Genomic DNA, 20,157 nt, shown 5'->3' on the forward strand with positions numbered 1-20,157 from the left:
GCGCGGTCGTACCCCCAGCGCACGCGGTCGTACGTAAAACCGCGCGGTCGTACCCCCAGCGCACGCGGTCGTACGTAAAACCGCGCGGTCGTACCTTAGAGCCCCTCTAAGGTACGACCGCGCGCCGCCGGGTACGACCACGCGACGCCGAGTACGACCGCGCAGGACCCCGAGACGCCGAACCACCGGCACCCGCTCACCCCGACCACGCCCCCACACACGAAGAACCTCAAAACATAGCGGCGGATGCCCGCCACACTTCCGCGTGGCGGGCATCCGCCGCTGGTCCGATCGCGCAGGATCCGACGCGTGCGTCCGACGTCTATCCGGCGACTAGGGAACGACGACGAGGACGTCGCACTTCGACTTGCGGAGCACCTGGACGGAGACGGCTCCGAAGATGCGGCCGAACAGCGAATCGACGCCTTTGGATCCGACGATGACGAGGTCCGCCTCGGTCTCCAAGGTGACGAGGGTGACGGCATCGACCGCCGTGCCCTCGACGACGACGCCCTGGGCGAGGGCGACGCCGCGCTCAACGGCGGTATCACGCGCCTTCTCGACGACGGCGTAGGCCTGGTCCTCGGTGAGCCGAGCCTCGACGACCCGCACATCGGCGACGGGGGCGGACTCGTTGATGCGGGCCTTGTCCCGCGCCGAGACGGGGTCGAAGCCGGCGACGAGGAGAAGAGCGGCGTCGCACAGGCGAGCCATCTCGCAGGCGCGGTCGATGACGTGGGTGTTCGCCTCGACATCGCCGACTCCGGCGACAATGGTGGTATAGGTCACGGATGTCATCCTTTCGTGGGGCACCCGGTCAGGCCATGGCAGTCTCAGTGGCGGACACGGTGGCGGCGCGCACCCGCGGGTCCGCGTCCTTGACGGTGTCGATCCACTCGATGAGCAGACCGGCGATGATGAGGAAGACTGCGACGAAGAGCAGGGCGTTGACCGGGTGATCGCCGAGCAGGTGCTTGTAAATGGGACCGAAGGTGAAGGTTTGGATGAGCTGGGGGATGACGATCATTATATTGATGACGCCCATGTAGACGCCCCGGCGCTCCTTACGGATCATCTCGGTGGCCATAACGTAGGGTACGCCTATGATTGAGGCCCACGCCACACCAATGCCGATCATCGGCAGGTAGAGGATGGTCGTGTTGTCGGAGCTGCCGATGTGGGTGAGCAGGAAGAGGCAGACGGCGGCGAGGAAGAGAGCCGCGGTGTGGACGTGCTTGGGGCCGAACTTGTTGGAGAGCCGCGCCAGGAAGAGCGCGACGACCGTGCAGGAGATGTAGTAGACGACCATGAGTCCGGTGGCGAAACCGGAAGCGTCGTTGAAGGCGGCCGTCTCGGCGTACCCCTCCTGATGGACGTCGACTCCGAAGTAGGCGGCCGCGCACATGAGGCCGAGATACTGCCAGAAGACGTTCATGGCGTACCACTGGAAGAGGTAGACCAGGGCGAGCTTCTTCAGGCCGCGGGGCATCTCGACGATGGCGACGCCGACATCCTTGACGAAGCCGAGGGCCCCCTCCTCCTTCTTCTTCCGTTCGAGCTCGACCAAGCCCTCCGGCGTGGGCGGCAGCTCCTTGGTGGAGAGCACCGAGATGAGCACCGAGCCGATGGAGCAGACGGAGCCGACCATGAAGGCGCCGAAGACCCAGTAGGGGATGCCGGCGTCGGTGGCGCCCTGGAGGATCTTCTCCAGAACGGCGAGGGTCCCGGCGGCCAGGGCCGACCCGGCGCCGGCGAACAGGGACTGCGCGAGGAAGCCCTTGGCGAGCTGCTTGTCGGGCAGCCGGTCCGCGATGAAGGCGCGGTACGGCTCCATGGCCGTGTTGTTGGAGGCGTCCAGCAGCCACAGGCACAGCGCCGCCATCCACACGGCGGTGACGAAGGGCATGAGGAACAGGAACACGGAGCAGCCGACGGCCCCGATCAGGAAGAAGGGCTTACGGCGTCCCCACTTCTCGCTCCAGGTCCGGTCCGAGAGCGCCCCGATGAGCGGCTGGATGAGCAGGCCGGTGACGGGTCCGGCCAGATTGAGGATGGGGATCTCATCAGCGGAGGCCCCGAGGAACTGGTAGATGGGCGACATGGCGTTCTGCTGCATGCCGAAGGAGTACTGGATGCCGAAGAAGCCGACGTTCATCAGCAGGATCTGAGCAGTGCTCATCATGGGCTTGTGCGCGATATCCGCCGCGCTGTTCTGGGAGGTCTGTGCCATAGGTCATCCTTGTCCTGGGCCCTGCGGGACTTTGTCGACGCCGCCCGAGACGGGCGCCGCGCTTCCTGCCCGAGAGAACGCTGTGCGGGACGGCGGGGATCTCAGGGAAGCAAGCAGATCAATGATCCACCCAGTATGACTAACGTTTGACAGGTCTTTAGTCCCATTATCGGATCTCGCACGAGCCGGACCGGGTCATGACTCAGGCACGCAGGGCAATCATCCCACGGTGCGCGGTGAGGGGCACCTCCAGCGCCAGCGCCTCACCATCCGGGTCCCCGGTGGGCCCCGGCGACCTGAGGCCCGCCGGGAGACGCACGGTGCCGCCCTCCTCCTCGCCGAGAGCGACGGCGGCCACTCCGCCCTCGAAATCGCGGCGCCACACGCCGTCATCCCTCGTGGCCTCGCCGAGGGGCGCCCCGAGGTCCGCATCCAGCGCCGGGAACCAGGGAGTCCGAGAGTAGTCGTCGGCCCCCGTGGCCGCGTAGGCGCGTCGAGCGGCGCCGCGCGGCAGCGACGGAGGCCCGGCGACACCCGCGCGCGCATCATCCGAGCCGGCGGAGTCGCCCGGGCCTGTTGAACCGATCAGGCCGGTCGAGTCGGAGGAGTCGACCGGACCGACGGAATCGACCGGGCCTTCCGAGCCGATCGAGCCCGCTACGCTGCCGGCGCAGTCGGGTCCGCCCCCGAAGACCCAGAACGCGGCCAGACCGTACAGGGCGGACGGCGAGCGGTCGAAGCGCGGGCCGAATCCGCCCGACGGCGTGCGCACGATGCTCAGCCCCGGCCCGTCGAGCTGCGGCATCTGCGAGAGCGCGGTCCCCTCATCGAAGAAGGCGTCGTCGCCCCACCCGAGCCAGCACTCGTCGAAGCCCCCGCCCCAGGCGGAGTGACGTCCCCAGCGCCCCGGCTCCCGACGCGCCTCGGCGATATTGGGCACGAGCAGCAGATCCTCGGCCGCCAGTGCGCGTCCGGCGTCATCGACGAACTGCCCCAGAGCGGCGCGCAACCCGGCGATATCGCGGGGCGCGTCGGCGTCGGTGGGGTCCAGGGAGTGCAGGTCGAGGCCGTAGTAGTCATCGAAGACGTCGTTGTCCGCCATGATGCCGTCGAAGGCGGTGCCCGCGACGGAGTCGAGGACGCGCTCGATCCATCGCCGCCGATACTCCTCGTCCCACACTCTCATCTGGTAATGGCCTGGATAGGTGCTCCACTCGATCGGCCGTTCGGAGGCGCGACGCGCCACCCAGCCGCTCCTGCGGGCCTCGGAGAGCCCCAGCCCCGAGGCTCGCCGATCGGCCGGCTCGAAGTCGCGCGCCGAGGACAGGCATCGGTAGGCGAGGACCACCATGTCCTCGCGGCGGTCCTTGAGCAATGCCGCCGCCTCGGTCTCCCAGGGCTGGAGGATCGCCATGCGGTAGTGCGCCGCGGCGAAGGCGATCTCGCTGTTGGTCAGCCGCTCGCCGTAGCGGATCCAGGCCCCCGCCCCCCGTCCCGGCATTATGACCGCCTCACCGGCTGCGCCTCGGACGGCGCGGCTGCGCCTCGGACGGCGCGAGCGGCATGGGCACCGGTTGCGGGACGAACGGCGTCGGCGGCCTGAGCGACCGCGCCGCGCCGCGCCGGCCCCGCCGCACGGGCATCGGAGGGGCTGACCGGTCGGGCGGCCGCAGCCGGAGGCGCGGACTGCGCAGCGTGAGCGCCAGCGGGCCGAGCAGCGGGACCACCTGTGGGCCGGGCGGGCTCGACAGGACGAGCCGGGGCCGGGGGCGCGGGCCGGGCGGGAGTCGTAGAGCCGGGAGTGCCAGCGGACGGCGCGGCCCCCGCGGCATGAGCACCCGCGGGCCGGACGGCGGGACCACCCACGGGCCGGGCGGGCTCGACAGGACGAGCAGCGGCACGGGCGGCGGCCGGCGGAGCAGACGCAGCCACCGGGGGCACCGGACCACCCGCGGGCCGGACGGCGGGACCGCCCACGGGCCGGGCGGGCTCGACAGGACGAGCCGGGGCCGGGGGCGCCACGGGCTGAGCAGCGGTCGCGGGGATAGCGGGTCGGGCAGCGCCGGATGGAGCCGCCAGGGGCGGGGCGGGCCGGACGGCGACCGCGGGCGGGGCGTCCCTCGTGACGGGGGCGTCGCCTCGCCCGGCGCCCATGCGACCGGCCCCGCCCCGTCGGTAGAGGTCGTTGTAGGCGGCGTTGACGCGATGGAGGTCGTACGCGGCCTCCACCCTGCCCCGGGCGGCCAGACTCAGCTGCTCGTACAGGTCGATGTCCCTGATGATCCGCTCGACGCCGTCCGCCATGATCTCGGGATCCCCTGGCACGATGACCAGACCGCACGGCCCCCAGACCCTGGAGTCGGGCCCCACGATCTCGTCCTCGACCACGGTCCGCACGGCCCCGACATCGGTGCTCACCGTGGGGATGCCAGCCCCCATGGTCTCCAGGGAGACCACGGGCAGGCCCTCGTTGTAGGACGGCAGGAGGAAGAGGTCGAACTCGGTGAGGCACTGGCGGACCTTGACCGTGCCGCGAATGGTGATGGCGTCCTCCAGGCCCAGCTCGGCGATGCGCGCGCAGCATCGCTCGTAGTACTCGGGCACGTGCTCGGTCGGGCCGCACACGTCCAGGTGGATCGACAGGCCCCGTTCGCGCAGGATCCGTATCGACTCGATGAGGTCCATGAGCCCCTTGATGGGGACCACGCGAGCGATGTAGACGAGCCGCCACAGGTGGCTGTCCGCCCCCTCGGCGCGAATTCCCCGAGTCTTCTCGCGCTGCGCCGCGAAGGCCGCGTCGAACTCCTCGGTGACGATCCCGTTAGGGATGACGACGGCCTTGGAGGGGTCTCCGCCCAGGGCTCGGGCCTCCTCGATGGCGGCCGGGTAGAGGTAGGTGGTGGCGTAGGCGCCCGGGTAGCACATGCGTCCCATCTCCAGCCACCAGGCCATCCACATGCGCTCACGCGACGTGACGTCGAAGAACCGGTAGTCCGTCAGCGTGACGGTCTGGTCCATTCGGCGATCCAGAAGCGTGTTGACGGTATCGCGCACGTACAGGTTGTGCTCGGTGAGCAGGTAGGAGGTGCCGTGCTCGCGAGCCGCGTTGGCGGCCAGGAGCGCGGCGTAGCCGGTGGTGTGGGCGTGATAGACGGCGGCCCGCGGCATGGTCTCGGACAGCACCGCGTAGGCCAGGGAGAAGAAGTCGCGCAACGACCAGAACAAGTCGGCCATGCTCATGCCCAGGTTCGGCATGGAATCGCGGTAGACCTCCATGAACTCCCGCGTGCCGAGCAGGGCCCACAACGGGTAGCGGCGGGTCGAGGCGGCCATGCCGTCGGCGATGAGATCCCACACCGGTCCGCAGTCCGCGTCCTCCGCCAGCGAGCGCAGGGCGGCGACGAGTCGCTCGGCCAGGGCCCGGCGCCCCCGCCTCCCCATGCGGAGATCCTGCGGCCGGGTGCGCAGGAACTCCTCGTGCTCCTCCATCGACAGGTAGAGCACCCGCACCCATGCCACGTTGTCGGGCATGTGGTACAGATCGGTCAACGGAGAGGTGGAGGACCAGGCGATGTGGATGATGCCGAAGCTGAGGTCGGGATTGCCGGTGATGATGTCGTGGACGACCGCGCTCACCCCTCCCTTGAGGTACGGGTAGGTGGACTCCATGACGATGGCCACATCGACGTCCTCGTAGTGGCCGTCCGGGGGGACGCCGTCGGGGAGGACGAGCCCGCCTCCCTCCCCGACGGCCGGCAGGTGATCGTCGCCGCGGAGGACATGTCCCTGGTTGCTGCTCGCGATGCCTACCACGACAATGCCTTCCCCCAGAAGAACGCGTACTCCGGTGAGCTCCACCGGGACCTGTACACGGCGATCGCCACTGCCACCAGAACGAGATCAACGATACCGACGGCGCCGTACGCCCGCACAGCGGTCGTGCCGAGACCGATGAACAGGGCCAGTGCGGCCACCATGTGCGCCCCCGACAGCACGATGGCGGCAGTGCGGTCCCCGACGTGCTCGATCTCGTAGGCCAGGAGCGTGAGCGCGGTCAGCATCAGGCTGGCGCCGGCGATCAGGGCCACCTCGATGACGTCGGAGACGTTCAGGCCCCGCCCGACCGTTCCTCCGCCGCCGAGGAGAGCCGCCACGAGGACCGCGAGGCCCACGCTCACGACGCCCACGACGGCGGTGCGCCGCAGGGAGGCGCTCACGGTGCCCCGCAGGAACCGCCCCTGATCGCGCAGCCTGTCCATGCTCGCGTCGGCGAGCTGGGCGTGGAAGCGCGCGACCGCCCGGTTGATGCTGGGCGAGGTGATCGCGAAGTAGTAGGAGTAGGCGACCACCGCGGGCTGGAGGCAGAGGTAGACCGTGGCGACGTCGAAGTCCGTTCCGTTGACCAGGAACAGAAGGAGCTTGTCGGACCACAGGACGCCGCCCATGACGAGGCCCCGGGCGGTGTCGGCGATGAAGGGGCGCAAAGGCACCCCCACGGGGTGCGCGAGACCGCCCAGCGCCCTGCCCATGAGGAGCACCTGACTGACCAGGCCCGCCAACGGCGGCAGGATCCAGATGGTGGGCGCGATCAGCAGGGCGATCGCGTAGGCGACCCAACCGAGAGTCCAGCGTCCGCGGCTGCCCCCCATGTCGGCGACCACGAGGGACTGGACGAAGAGCATGTTCATCAGCGCCAGCGCGATGTAGGCGCCCATCGCGGTCGCCGACCAGCCGGTGGTGAGGGCGACCAGCGCCGTCACCACCAGGACCGGCGGCAGGACCAGCGCGAACAGGGCGGGCCACACGCGCACGAAGCGACGGGCGGCGCCGTCGCCCCTGTACGGGGCATCGCCGATGAGCCGGTAGACGGGAGTGCCGGCGACCTGGCTGAGCCACGGCACGGCCACGGAGACGCCGACGACGAGGGAGGACAGGGGGATGCCGCCGACGTCGTGGCTGCCGAGCTGGGGGCCGACGATCGGATAGCAGGCTCCCAGGAGGATGGCCGGAGACATGGCCTGCAGCATGCTCCACAACGACGCGACCCGCGCACGAGCGGAGCGGTCCCGCGGACCGCCGACCGCCGTCGTGGTGCGCATGCGCAGGTGAACGGGCGGAACCTCCTCGGTGTCCATCCCGGTGGGCGACGACGCGGGCCTCTCGACACTGCCGACCGCCGCGCTGGCGGGGGGCGCGGTGAGCAGCATCAGCGCCGTGGCGGCGAGGGCGATCAGGGCGACGGCGGCGGCCGCGATCGTGGCGCCCAGCGCCGCCAGGACGACCACCGCCTCCACGGCGGCGGCCGCCAGGAAGACGGAGATCCAGCGAGCGCGCGCGCCGGCGTGCCGGGAACTGACCGCCGCACCGGCGGGGGAGCCCGCGGGGGCGCCCGCGATCACCTCATTCAAGGGTCGTGGCATCATTCGGATCCATCATCAACGGGCCGGGAACCGGTCGGCATCGGGGACTCATCGGGAACGCGACCCCGCCACCTGCCCGGCGGTAAGATCACACTACAGTAACGATGCGCTCTCCCGGCCGGGTCCGAGGAGATGGAGAACTTTCGCACAGGAGGCTCGTCGGGCGGTCGCAGGCCGCGGCGAGCGAATGGTGCGCGGCGGATAGCGGCGGAGGAGACGGATCCGGGGGCGCCGCGCCCCGAGCGGGACGCGGCGCCCCCGGTCGGGGCCCCGCTGCGTCCGAGGCGCTGCGCGCTCAGACCACGGCGATTGAGATGGCACTCGAGAGGGAGCCGGACATCACTGCCCCCCACCGCCTCGGGCCTCCGCGCCCACGGCGTCGACGACGGCCTCGGCGTCCTCCTCGGCGGCGACCTCGGCGCTCAGCGGGTCCGAGCCGATCCTGGAGTCCCAGGGCTCACCGCGGAAGGTGAACTCGCCCAGGATGCCCTCCCCCTCGGCGTCGACGATGACCTTCTGGCCGCGCTCGATCTCCCCGAAGAGGATCTTCTCGCTCAGGGCGTCCTCGATGTCGCGCTGGATGGCGCGACGCAGCGGGCGGGCGCCGAGCACCGGGTCGAAGCCGCGCTCGGCCAGGAGCTCCTTGGCGGCGTCGGTGAGCTCGATCGTCATCTCCTGCTCGACCAGGCGCCCCGCCAGGCGGGTGATCATGAGGTCGACGATCTCGCGGACCTCGGAGCGGGTCAGCTGCGGGAAGACGATGAGGTCGTCGACGCGGTTGAGGAACTCGGGACGGAACTGCTGCTTGAGCTCCCGGTTGACGTGGGCCTTCATCTCCTCGTAGTCCATGGTGCCGCCCTCGGAGGACTGGAAGCCCGTGGCCACGGACTTGCCGATGTCCTTGCTGCCGAGGTTGGTCGTCATGATGATGACCGTGTTCTTGAAGTCGACCTCACGGCCCTGGGCGTCGGAGAGGTGCCCGTCCTCCAGGATCTGCAGCAGCGAGTTGAAGATGTCCGGGTGGGCCTTCTCGACCTCGTCGAAGAGCACGACGGAGAAGGGCCGGCGGCGCACCTTCTCGGTGAGCTGGCCGCCCTCGTCGTAGCCGACGTAGCCGGGGGGCGCGCCGAACAGCCGCGAGACCGTGTGCTTCTCGGCGAACTCGGACATGTCGAGTTGGATGAGGGCGTCCTCGTCGTCGAAGAGGAACTCCGCGAGGGCCTTGGCCAGCTCGGTCTTGCCGACGCCGGTGGGACCGGCGAAGATGAAGGAGCCGCCGGGGCGCTTGGGGTCCTTCAGGCCGGCGCGGGTGCGCCGGATGGACTTCGACAGGGCCTCGATGGCCTTGTTCTGGCCGATGATGCGCTTGTGGAGCTCGGACTCCATGTTGAGGAGCTTGGCGGACTCGGCCTCGGTCAGCTTGACCACCGGGATGCCGGTGGACATGGCCAGGACCTCGGCGACGAGGCTCTCATCGACCTCGGCGACCTGGTCCAGGTCGCCCGACCTCCAGGCCTTCTCCTTGTCCTCGCGCTGCTCGGTCAGACGGCGCTCGTCGTCGCGCAGAGCGGCGGCGCGCTCGAAGTCCTGGTCGTCGATCGCCGACTCCTTCTCGCGCTTGACCTCCGCGATGCGATCGTCGATCTCGCGCAGCTCCGGCGGAGCCGTCATGCGACGGATGCGCAGTCGCGCGCCCGCCTCGTCGATGAGATCGATGGCCTTGTCGGGCAGGAACCGGTCGTTGATGTAGCGGTCGGCGAGCTTGGCGGCCGCCTGGATGGCCTCGTCGGTGATGACGACGCGGTGGAAGGCCTCGTAGCGGTCGCGCAGACCGGTGAGGATGCCGACGGTCTCCTCGATGCTGGGCTGGTCGACGGTCACCGGCTGGAAGCGACGCTCCAGGGCGGCGTCCTTCTCGATCTTGCGGTACTCCTCCAGGGTGGTGGCGCCGATGGTCTGGAGCTCGCCGCGCGCCAGCATGGGCTTGAGGATGGAGGCGGCGTCCACCGCCCCCTCGGCGGCGCCCGCCCCGACGAGGGTGTGGATCTCGTCGATGAACAGGATGATGTCGCCGCGGGTGCGCACCTCCTTGAGGACCTTCTTGAGGCGCTCCTCGAAGTCGCCGCGATAGCGCGAGCCGGCCACGAGACTGCCCATGTCCAGGGAGTAGAGCTGCCTGTCGCGCAGGGTCTCGGGGACGTCGCCGTGGACGATGGCCTGGCTCAGGCCCTCGACGACGGCGGTCTTGCCCACGCCGGGCTCCCCGATGAGGACGGGGTTGTTCTTGGTGCGCCGGGAGAGGATCTGCATGACGCGCTCCATCTCCTTGTGGCGCCCGATGACCGGGTCGAGCTTGCCCTCGCGCGCCGCGGCGGTGAGGTTGCGCCCGAACTGGTCGAGGATCGCCGAGCCGGAGGGGACGCCCTCCTTCGACGAGCCGCCGGCGGTGACGGTCTCCTTGCCCTCGTAGCCGGACAGCATCTGCATGACGGTCTGGCGCACGGTGGACAGGTCCGCGCCCAGCTTGGTCAGGACCTGGGCGGCGACGCCCTCGCCCTCGCGCAGCAGGCCGAGCAGGATGTGCTCGGTGCCGATGTAGTTGTGGCCGAGCTGGAGGGCCTCGCGCAGGGAGAGCTCGAGGACCTTCTTGGCCCTGGGGGTGAAGGGGATGTGACCGCTCGGGGCGGACTGGCCCTCGCCGATGATCTCCACGACCTGGGCGCGCACGGCGTCCAGGGAGACGTCCATCGACTCCAGGGCCTTGGCGGCGACTCCCTCTCCCTCGTGGATGAGGCCGAGGAGGAGGTGCTCGGTGCCGATGTAGTTGTGGTTGAGCGCCCGCGCCTCGTCCTGAGCCAGAACGACGACGCGGCGGGCGCGGTCAGTGAAGCGTTCGAACATCGCTGGTTGTCTCCTCGGCACGTGCGGTCGATCGGTGCGCCCACCCGGGAAGGGCGATATGCGTACGGGGCGCTGGCACGTGCTGACAAGGCTAACGGCACGGGCACCGCGCCCATGCCCCTGTTCGCGGTAGGCGTGAGTCAGGGTTGAGTCTGCCGGGCTCAGGTATCCCCCGGCCGCCCCGTCGTCTCCGCCCCCTTCACCCCTTCCCCTTCCTTTCGCCGAGATCGGTTCAGTTCCGCACCGAGATCGGTCCGGTTCCGCACCGAGATCGGTCCGGTTCCGTGCCGAGATCGGTCCGGTTCCGCACCGAGATCGGTCCGACAGCGGCGAGCCCGACAACGACGGGAGTCCTCCCGGAGGCCCTTGCCCGAGGACCGGCTCGGCCCCACCCAAGGATCTCAGCGCCTCGGCCAGGGAGCCCGCCCGGGAGACGTCCTCGGAGTTCACCGCGGGACCGCCTCGGCCCGGCCGGGGAGATCCCGTAGCGGGCGGAGCGGCACTGGGCGGAGTCAACTCGTGGTTGCAACACGGCTGACCCCGTCCCGAATCCCGCGGTCGGCCACGGCGGGCGCGAGTCGCGCGCCGTGGGCGATCCGGGCGCCGACGCCGGTCGGCGTCCCACGGATCCGCCAGACCCCGTGCGCCCCTTCCCGGCCCCGATGCAGTCGCAGATCAGCGGCGGGGGCGCTCATGCTCCGCCGCGACGGACAGATCGGCGCGCTCCTCGGGATCGCACCCCCGGAGCGCGCCGGGTCCGCCAGCACCGCCCAACGTCGCACTCGTGGCCCGATCACACCACTCCAGTGAGTACTTCCTCGAGTCCCATGGCAATGATCGCTCCCCTCGCATCACCGTCCCCATCGAATCTCCATCAAAACCCGAGTCCCAACAGGGCGGCGTCATCCGCCCCTTCGTGTGTGGGTGCGGTCGGGGTGGGCGGGTGCCGGCGGTTCGGCGTCTCGGGGCGCGCGGTCGTACCCGGGAGCGCCTGGTCGTACGTGGGGACGCGCGGTCGTACCCGGGAGCGCGCGGTCGTACCCGAAGGCGCGCGGTCGTACCTTAGAGGGGCTCTAAGGTACGACCGCGCGGAGTTGCGTACGACCGGGAGCGCCAGGAGTACGACCGCGCTGGATTGCGTACGACCGCGCGGCTTTGCATACGACCGCGAGAAGCCGGTGGCGCACGGCGACGAAACGGGGCACGCTCCCCGGCACCCCGGGCTCCACCGACCGGCGGCGCGCAGGCCGGCGGCGCGCCGTCGGTGAGCGCGCACGGCACAGGGATGCGCAGCGACGGGCTCCACCGGCACAGACCAGTGCACGGCCGCATCGAGGGCAGCCTCAGCGCCGGGCTGCACAGGCCAACAGCGCGCGGACCAGCAGCGCGCGGACCAGCAGCGCGCGGTGCGCAGAACAGCGGCCCGGGGCCGCGGGTCATCGCCGATCGCTCTGGACTGGAGCGGTGACGCGCAGACCAGCGGCCGGGGCCGACGGGGCCCATGGAACGCAACGGGACCCATGCCAGCACCGGCGCCGGTGCACGCACCCGCAAGCAGCACGCGACGAGCACCCAGGACCTCCGGGACTCATCCGTACGGCAACGCACCCGAATCCACTGCAAAGAAGCCGCCCACCGGCACCAGCGGCGCAGAAGAGCCCGGAACATCACCCACTCCTCCCGCGCCTTCCGGCCGAACCCCGGTCCTCGCAACACCCGGACACCGGGACAGCCCCACCAGCAGACAATACGGCGCGGGCCAGCGCCCTCCGGGAAAACGTGTTCCCTGGCCCGCGATGGGGACGGCGAGCCCCGTTGGTCGCGTGGCAGTCGCAGCCGCGGGCGCCCCTGGCCCGCGATGGGGGCGGGGAGCCCGGTTGGTCGCGTGGCAGTCGCAGCCGTGGGCGCCCCTGGCCCGCGATGGGGACGGCGAGCCCCGCCACGGAGGACGTCTCCCAGACCTGGGCGGAATCCCCGCCGTGGGCCCGACAAGCCCCACCACGGAGGGACGTCTCCCAGACCACTGATCTGCTGGATCCGTCGGGCCGGTCGCAGGGCATGCGGATGATCATGTGTCGCGAGCACCCCGACGAAAGCGCCCGGCGCGATTCGAGGACGTCAGCGTCCGCCGTCTTCGCGCCCGTCGCCAGGATCCCGTGCAGCACAATGCGACGACACGTCCTCATGCACGAAGATGACGGGAAGTCGCAATGCCGTCCACCCTCGATGGGAAGCTCCGCGATGAGCCCCGAGCCCTCCCCTCTCACCTCTTGACATCGTAGTTACGAGACAACTAACCTCTTTCACAGTTGAGGACGACCGCTTTGATGATCGTCCCCGCTGGCATTCCCATCCGACCACCACCCACTCCCCTCGCCCACCTCGGGCATTCACCCCGCCCACCCTTCTCGGGTCAGCACGTTCACCCACCAAACATCACGTCCCGATCCCGCTGCGGAAACCGATATCGGAGATCTGCATGCCGACGGTTATCGATATCATCGCTGAAGCCCCCGCTGCACCCCGAACATTATCGCGATACGACTCCTCGACCATGAGAGAAGTATGAGAAGAAACGCACCCATGCACTTGCGAATTGTGGAACCTCACCGGGCGCTTCGCCTCGAAAGTTCCAAAGAGGCAGGGAGACGGAGCGCCCCTCTCGTAGGCGGTGACGGCCACCCCTCCTGTTAGTTCTCGGAAGCGATGACTCAGGAGCGAAGAAGGGCGGCCCCGTCGGAGAAAGATCACGGAGTCGAGCCAGTCGGCGCCGGATCATGCCGGCCGGACACTTCCGCGATCACGGCCAACCCCGATCACTTGGAGCCAGCGCCCACCGGAACCGTTGGAGAGACAGAGATATGGCCGAACCGCCCCGGCGCACCACCCGGCCACTGGAAGCGCGAGGGCACGATCGAAGAACCATCCGCGCGCGCCCGAAGACATGCGGGGACATGCCGCGCTGCGGCTGGGCGATCACGAACCCATCCGCGCGCCCGAAGACACGGCGTCGACTATTCGCGCACTGGCGACGCCGGCCTCTCCCGCAAGGGCGCATCCGTGCATCATCGGCCGCCCGAAGAATCTCATTACTTTTTACTTTGCCCCGGAGCGAATATCCACCTTATCGACTTTCTCAAGCAGCATCCTTTCGAATCCGCGAAAAGAGAAGAATATGCCCATCGTCATCGACTCGGTGAATAAGTCCTACGGAGAGGGAGAGGGGACGGCGCACGTCCTCAAGGACGTATCATGCACGATTGAGGATTCCGAGATCTGCGTCATCATCGGCGCGAGCGGATCAGGGAAATCGACACTGCTCAACTGCCTGGGAGGCCTCGACCGACCCGATTCCGGCACTATCAAGGTAAACGGGCAGGACATCGCATCCTTACACCCCAAGGACCTCACCCGGTTTCGACGAAAGCAGATCGGATTCGTGTTCCAGTTCTACAACCTGGTGCCGAACCTGACGGTCAGGGAGAATATCGAGGTCTGCGAGTACCTGACGAGCAACCCGCTCCCCCTGCGGAGCCTCATCGATTCCCTGGGCCTGACGGCTCATCAGGACAAGTTCCCCTCGCAATTGTCCGGGGGGCAGCAGCAACGATGCGCCGTCGCACGCGCACTCGTCAAGCGCCCGCGCGTCCTCCTGTGCGACGAGCCCACGGGGGCGCTGGACTACACGACCTCCAAGGAGATGCTCGAACTGCTCGAGCGGGTCAACCGGGAGCACGGAGTCACAGTTGTCATCGTGTCCCACAACAAGGCCATCACGGCCATGGCCCACCGTACCATCACCATTCGCGATGGTCGAATCCGAGGCGTATCGGTGCAGGACGCCCCGGAGGCCGCCTCCACCCTGACGTGGTGAGCGAGGAAGGAGTCCAACCGTGAAGATTCTACGCGAACGGGGCCTGCGCGATCTCAAGCGGCAACCCGGACGGTACATCGCCCTGCTCCTTCTCATCCTCCTGGGCGTCACGGTGTCGACCGGCATCTCAGCAGGAAACGAATCCGCCCTCGCAGCGGTGCTCGACAGCCAGGAACGGGGTCATGTCGAAGACGGCTACCTCACCGTCCCCGAACCGCTCGACGAGGAGCTCGTCTCGACTCTGACCGGAGAGGGTCTTCAGATCGAGCAGGCCGATTACGCGGATCTGAGCCTGCCCGACGACAGCACGCTACGAGTATATCGGAACCGCTCCAGCATCAATCTCGTCAGCCTGGATTCCGGAACTCCCCCGCAGAACTCGGATGACATCGTCCTGGAAAAGCTCTACGCGAAGGAGAATGGAATCTCGGTCGGCGACACCGTCGACCTGTCCGGACTGACTTTCCGCGTCAGCGGACTGGGCAGTACTCCCGACTACTCGACGGTCACCTCTCGCGCCTCCGACACCTCGCCCGACCACAAGGAGTTCGGCACCGCGTTCCTTTCCTCCGGAGGCCTGGAGCGACTGCGGCGGGCTGAGCCCCAGTGGGTGATCGGCTATTCCTACGTGCTCGCCGACTCGGACCTGACGGCAGAGGGCCTCGTCAGGAGAATCATGACCTCGGCAGCGGACGGGAGCGGTGACCCCACCACTGTCGCATCACTCCTCAAGCAAGAGGACAACCCGAGGATCAACACGGTCGTCGATGACACCAGGGTGACTCGGCAGATTGCTTTCGTCGCCGGTGGGATCGCCCTCATCCTCATCGCCTACGTTCTCGCCGTTCTAATCGCCGAGAGCATCCGGAGGGAGTCCCCGGTCATCGGAACCCTCTACGCTCTTGGACTCACGCGAGGCGAGCTGATCCAGCAGTACATGATGGCGCCCATGCTGCTCGCGGTCGTCTCCGCGATCGGCGGCACCGCTGCGGGGATCGCTTGCGCCCCCTATATGCAGAACAACTCCGCGTACTACTCGTTCCCGGATGTCCACAGCCAGGTGTCGCCCCTGATCGTCGCCTACGGCTTGCTCGTACCGGTGGCCTCGGTGGCGATCGTGAGCTACTCCGTCCTGAGGCGCAGGCTGTCGAGGGAGCCGCTTCAGTTGCTGCGGCGTGATCTTGGGGAACCGCATGCCTCTCGGATCGGATTGGTTTCGCTCCCGTTCCGGACGAGATTCCGCTTGCGCGGGTTCATTCGCGAACTGCGAACCAACGTGCTGACCTTCACATGCATCGTTCTCAGTCTTCTCCTCCTCGTCTTCAGCTTCGGCATGCGGGGAAGCATTCTCGCCTACTCCGACGCCGTTCGCCAGCAAGTCCCCTTCTCGTACATGTACATCTTCGATCGGGCCCCGTCAGAGGTCCCCGACGGCGCCGAGACCGCCTCGGTGAGAACGGTATCCCTGACGGATTCCAGCGGCTCGGACGTGACTTTCGTCGGACTCGACGCCGATAGTGACCATTTCGGGTGGGATCTGCCGGATTCCTCTCCGGATCACGTCCACGTGTCCTCCTCCCTTGCTCTTCGTCGGGGCCTGTCGAAAGGGGACCGGCTCTCCCTGAGAACGACCGACGGATCAGACCACCAGGTGATCGTGGACGGAGTGCTTCGGTACCCCGGGCTCGCCGTCTTCGCGCAACGCGACCGGGCCAACGAGTTGTTCGGAGACCAACCCGGCGCGGTGAACGCCGCGATCACGGACGAGGCGGATGATGCCCTGGCGGCACAGGCGCGCACCGTCGTCGACAGGTCGGAGATGATCCGGGGGGCCGACACCCTCATCAGCCTGATGGGCACAACCGTTCATCTCATTCTGACGGCATCTGTCGTCTTGTTCGCGATCATCATGTTCCTCCTCATGAGGATGGTGGTCGACAAGGAGCAGTACAGTATTTCCCTCATGAAATCCCTGGGGTACTCGGAACGCGAAGTGGGCCGTTTCTTTCTCGGCAACTTCCTCCTTATCGTACTGGCGGCGCTCGTCGTGGGAGTACCCATCTCCTTCGCGGCGATGAAACCGTTGTGGCAGTACCTGATCAGCAGCCTGCCGGCAGCATTCGAATTCGTTCTGCCTCGCAGCTCCGTCATCGCCATCGTCCTCATAGTCCTGGCCGCCTATGCGCTGGTCCGCCTGGCCGCGGGACGACGCCTGAGCAGGGTCGACGTCACGGAGGCTCTCAAGGACCGGGAGTAGGCCACCGCCGGTTCGACCACCTCTGGAGCGCCGGGCGCCCCCGCCGACGCCCGGCGCTCAGCCCAGGTCCAGCAGCCCGAGTCGCAGCGCCTCGGCGACCGCCGCCGTCCGGGTGGCGACCCCGAGCTTGTGGAAGGCGCGCAGCAGATAGGTCTTGACGGTCGCCTCGGCGATGAACAGCTCCGTCCCGATCTGGCTGTTGGACATCCCCCGGGAGACGGCCCTCAGGATCTCGCGCTCGCGCGGCGACAGCACCACCGGCGTCGGGACCCCGCCGGCCCCGCCGCCCGCGCCTCGGGCCGCCTCCACCAGGCGCGAGGTCACAGCGGGACTGAGCACCCCGCGTCCGACGGCGGCGGCGCGCACGGCGGCGAGGATGTCCTCGCGCGGTGAGTCCTTGAGCAGGTATCCGATCGCACCGGCCTCCACGGCGGGCAGGATGTCGCCGTCGGTGTCATAGGTGGTCAGCACCACCACACGAGGCGGATCGGAGACGGCCAGAATCCGCCGCGTCGCCTCGACCCCATCCATACCGGGCATCCGCAGATCCATCAGAACCACATCGGGAGCCAGCTCCCCGGCCAGCTCCACCGCCGCCGCACCATCGACCGCCTGCCCCACCACATCGATGTCGACGGCGGAGTCGAGCATGCCGACGAGCCCCGAGCGCACCACCGGGTGGTCGTCGACGATGAGAAGCCGCACCGGCCTGGCGCCGAGAGCGGTCGAAGAGGGCGAGGACAGAGCGAGGGTGTCGTTCACAGGGGCATTCTGGCCTCGATCACGGTTCCGACGCGACCGTGCGCATCCGACGCGCGCAGAGGGACGACGGAGAGCGTCCCGCCGAGGGACTCCACCCGCGCGCGCATGCCGGTCATCCCGGTCCCCTCCGGAGCACCGCCGACGCCCACGCCGTCGTCCTTGACGGTGACGACGAGCTCCCCGTCGTCCGGCGCCACGAGCACCTCCGCGTGCTCGGCACGGGCGTGGCGGACGACGTTGCTCAGCGCCTCCTGGACCAGGCGCAGCACGACGACCTGGAGCCCGGGGGTCAGGTCCGCGGGCGGTCCGGCACTGAGCGAGACCTCCAGCCCGTGGTGGCCCTGGGCGCCCACGAGCCGTTGCAGCACCGCTTCCAGGCCGCCGGAGTGCAGAGCGCTGGGCGCCCGCCCCGTGACGAGTGCCCGGGCCTCGATGAGGTTGTCTCGCGCGGTCTCCTCGATCTGAGCCAGTCGCCCGTGCAGCACCGGGTGAGGCCCCTCCCCCGCCGCCTCCAGCTCGGCTCGCGCGGCCTGGGAGAGGGCGACCACGGACACGAAGCCCTGGGCCAGGGTGTCGTGGACCTCCCGAGCCCAACGCTCCCTCTCCGCGGCGGCGCCCGCCGCGTGCTCGGCGGCGGCGAGCTCCCCCCGGGTCCGGACCAGGGCCTCCATCGCCCGATCCTTGGCGTCCAGCGCCGCCATGAGGTCGGCGCGGGCCATCTGAATCCGGGTCATCCAGATCCCGCCGATCAGCGAGCACAGGATCGTCACCAGGGGCCCCACCCACCATTCCTCCAGCCCCTGCATGAACAGGACGCCGGCGAAGCCCGCACCGAAGACGAGGTTCGCGAGCACCGCGGCCCACAGCCTGGTGTGAACGAGCCACAGCATCGGGAAGATGAGGAAGAACCCGGCGTAGGCCCAACGGGTGCGGGTCAGCGCCGTCAGATCGACGGCCACGAGGGTCCAGGTGAGCAGGCGCCACGCCCGCCCGGGCAGCCCCAACCGGTGCAGTGGATCATGGACGCTCCCGGGGCACTCATTGCCCCGGGAGGCGAAGGCGACGAGACGGCCCCGGCAACGGCGGCCGGGCGTCGTCACCTCTCGCATCATCGGTCCACTGTATCCCGCCGGGCGATGACGATGGCGGCCACGACGCCGCCCACGAGCCAGGCCGCGATGACGGCCAGGGCCTTGCCGGTCTCCCAGGCGCCGGTGGGCTCGGCGGAGGCGAAGGACGCGGGGAGGAAGGCCTCGCGCATGAGCTCGGCCGACCAGCGCACCGGGAAGACCGAGAAGATGTCGACCATCCAGGTCGGCAGCTGGGCCAGGGGGAGGAAGAGGCCGGAGACGAACTGGAAGATGATGACGAGCGGCGTCATGATTCCGGAGGCGGCGCGCGAGGAGGGGCAGATGCGGCCGACGGCCATGCCCAGAGCGGTGCAGGAGCCGATCGTGAGCACCAGGCTGAGAATCATGAGTCCCCAGGAGCGAGAGGAGGAGGGCAGGTCGATGCCCAGGGCGAAGCGGCCCACGACCATGAGGAGGACGACGTTGAGCAGGGCCAGGACCGTGTTGTACATGCACTTGGCGACCACGTACGCCCACGGCGGCACGGGCAGGACCGCCAGGCGCTTGAGCTCGCCGGTCTCCCGCTCGCTGGCCACGGTGATGGCGAGGACCTGCAAGCAGGTCATGAGCACTCCCATCGTGATCATCACCGGCAGCATGTACTCGCTGTAGGTGATGCCCCCGTCGATCTCCCAGGGGAAGACGGTGTGGAAGAGCACCAGCATGGCCAGGGGGTAGAGGATCCCCATGACGAAGGCGACGGGCTCGCGCGCGAAGGTGAGCAGGCTCGTCCAGGTCATGGTGAGGACGGCGGCCGCGGAGCTTCCGGGTCGTTGAACGGCCCGGCGTCCTCCGGATCCTCCGGCGGCCTGGGCGTTCGGGGCGTGCGGGTCGAGGGCGGTGGTGGTCATGGGTTCCTCGTGGTGTCGACAGTGGGTGCGGGGAAGGGCGGGTGCGGGGCGGAGCGGCGCTCAGGCGGCGTGGTGGCGGGAGACGAGCTCGAGGTAGTGGTCCTCCAGGGTCGGGGTGTGGACCTGCAGGCCGGGGACCTCCCCATCGGGGCCCGCCAAGCGGTCGGCCAGGCGCCGCACGACGGCGGTGGGCGCGGTGGTGCGCTCGGTGCGCTCCTCGCCGTCCTCGATCCAGCTGACGGTGCGCTTGCCGCTGGCCTCGCGGGCGAGATCCTCGGGCGTGCCGTACTCGACGATGCTCCCGCCCAGGACGACGGCGACCTCGTCGGCCAGATGGGCCGCCTCATCGAGGTAGTGGGTGGTCAGCAGGACGGTGGTGCCGTCCGCCCCCAGGTCCTCCACCAGACCCCAGAACACGCGGCGGGCCTCCGGGTCGAATCCGGTGGTGGGCTCATCGAGGAACAGCAGCTCCGGACGACCGACGATGGCCAGGGCCACATCGAGCCGACGACGCCGACCACCCGACAGACGCGAGGCCCGAGTACCGGCATCATCGGCCAACCCCACCCGCTCAACCGTACCGGCGACATCAGCCGGATCACCGTAGAACCGAGCCACATGACCCACCGCCTCAGTCACCGTCAAATCCCCCATATCGGTCGAGGCCTGAGACACGACACCAATACGAGCCCTCCAAGAACGCGAAGAACGCTGAGGATCCTCCCCCAGAAC

At 69.0% G+C, this 20,157-nt stretch carries 12 protein-coding genes; 2 read left to right on the forward strand and 10 right to left on the reverse strand.

The window, feature by feature from the left end; translation table 11 throughout:
- Positions 1 to 333: 333 nt before the first annotated feature.
- The 6 genes from G448_RS0109415 to G448_RS0109440 form a co-directional block, all read right to left on the reverse strand.
- Positions 334 to 789 (reverse strand): universal stress protein, encoded by a 456-nt coding sequence (locus G448_RS0109415; RefSeq protein ID WP_003785347.1) that lies wholly within the window; start codon positions 787 to 789, stop codon positions 334 to 336.
- Positions 790 to 817: 28 nt separating this feature from the next.
- Positions 818 to 2,230, reverse strand: coding sequence for an MFS transporter (locus tag G448_RS0109420; protein WP_026407771.1), 1,413 nt, complete (start codon positions 2,228 to 2,230; stop codon positions 818 to 820).
- A gap of 202 nt (positions 2,231 to 2,432) precedes the next feature.
- Complete coding sequence (locus G448_RS0109425; protein ID WP_034494991.1) at positions 2,433 to 3,731, reverse strand: putative glycoside hydrolase; 1,299 nt, start codon at positions 3,729 to 3,731, stop codon at positions 2,433 to 2,435.
- On the reverse strand, positions 3,731 to 6,043 hold the full coding sequence (pelF, locus tag G448_RS16045; protein ID WP_245572272.1) for a GT4 family glycosyltransferase PelF: 2,313 nt from the start codon (positions 6,041 to 6,043) through the stop codon (positions 3,731 to 3,733). Before pelF ends, G448_RS0109425 begins: the two co-directional genes overlap by 1 nt.
- Positions 6,037 to 7,629: a beta-carotene 15,15'-monooxygenase gene (locus G448_RS0109435; protein WP_245572273.1), complete on the reverse strand. Its 1,593-nt coding sequence runs from the start codon at positions 7,627 to 7,629 to the stop codon at positions 6,037 to 6,039. Before G448_RS0109435 ends, pelF begins: the two co-directional genes overlap by 7 nt.
- Before the next feature lie 360 nt (positions 7,630 to 7,989).
- Complete coding sequence (locus tag G448_RS0109440) at positions 7,990 to 10,551, reverse strand: ATP-dependent Clp protease ATP-binding subunit (protein ID WP_026407773.1); 2,562 nt, start codon at positions 10,549 to 10,551, stop codon at positions 7,990 to 7,992.
- A gap of 3,175 nt (positions 10,552 to 13,726) precedes the next feature.
- On the opposite strand from G448_RS0109440, the gene G448_RS0109445 reads away from it, so the two are divergent.
- Positions 13,727 to 14,425, forward strand: coding sequence for an ABC transporter ATP-binding protein (locus G448_RS0109445; protein ID WP_026407774.1), 699 nt, complete (start codon positions 13,727 to 13,729; stop codon positions 14,423 to 14,425).
- A gap of 19 nt (positions 14,426 to 14,444) precedes the next feature.
- Positions 14,445 to 16,682 (forward strand): ABC transporter permease, encoded by a 2,238-nt coding sequence (locus tag G448_RS0109450; RefSeq protein ID WP_051268878.1) that lies wholly within the window; start codon positions 14,445 to 14,447, stop codon positions 16,680 to 16,682.
- A 57-nt stretch (positions 16,683 to 16,739) separates the two neighbouring features.
- Here G448_RS0109450 and G448_RS18160 read toward each other — a convergent pair whose 3' ends face one another.
- Genes G448_RS18160 through G448_RS0109470 form a run of 4 tightly spaced genes read right to left on the reverse strand, consistent with a single transcriptional unit; the run spans position 16,740 to position 20,154 of the window.
- Positions 16,740 to 17,444 carry a response regulator gene (locus G448_RS18160; RefSeq protein ID WP_156910998.1) on the reverse strand — a complete coding sequence of 235 codons (705 nt, stop codon included), beginning with the start codon at positions 17,442 to 17,444 and terminating at the stop codon, positions 16,740 to 16,742.
- Positions 17,441 to 18,556: a sensor histidine kinase gene (locus tag G448_RS18165; protein ID WP_026407777.1), complete on the reverse strand. Its 1,116-nt coding sequence runs from the start codon at positions 18,554 to 18,556 to the stop codon at positions 17,441 to 17,443. The genes G448_RS18160 and G448_RS18165 overlap by 4 nt, the downstream gene beginning before the upstream one ends.
- Entirely contained in the window at positions 18,553 to 19,425 is an 873-nt protein-coding gene (locus G448_RS0109465) for an ABC transporter permease (protein ID WP_026407778.1), read from the reverse strand. Before G448_RS0109465 ends, G448_RS18165 begins: the two co-directional genes overlap by 4 nt.
- Positions 19,426 to 19,485: 60 nt before the next feature.
- Entirely contained in the window at positions 19,486 to 20,154 is a 669-nt protein-coding gene (locus G448_RS0109470; protein ID WP_281170949.1) for an ATP-binding cassette domain-containing protein, read from the reverse strand.
- Positions 20,155 to 20,157: the final 3 nt, after the last annotated feature.

The organism is Actinomyces gerencseriae DSM 6844 (genome assembly GCF_000429265.1).
GTDB classification, from domain to species: domain Bacteria; phylum Actinomycetota; class Actinomycetes; order Actinomycetales; family Actinomycetaceae; genus Actinomyces; species Actinomyces gerencseriae.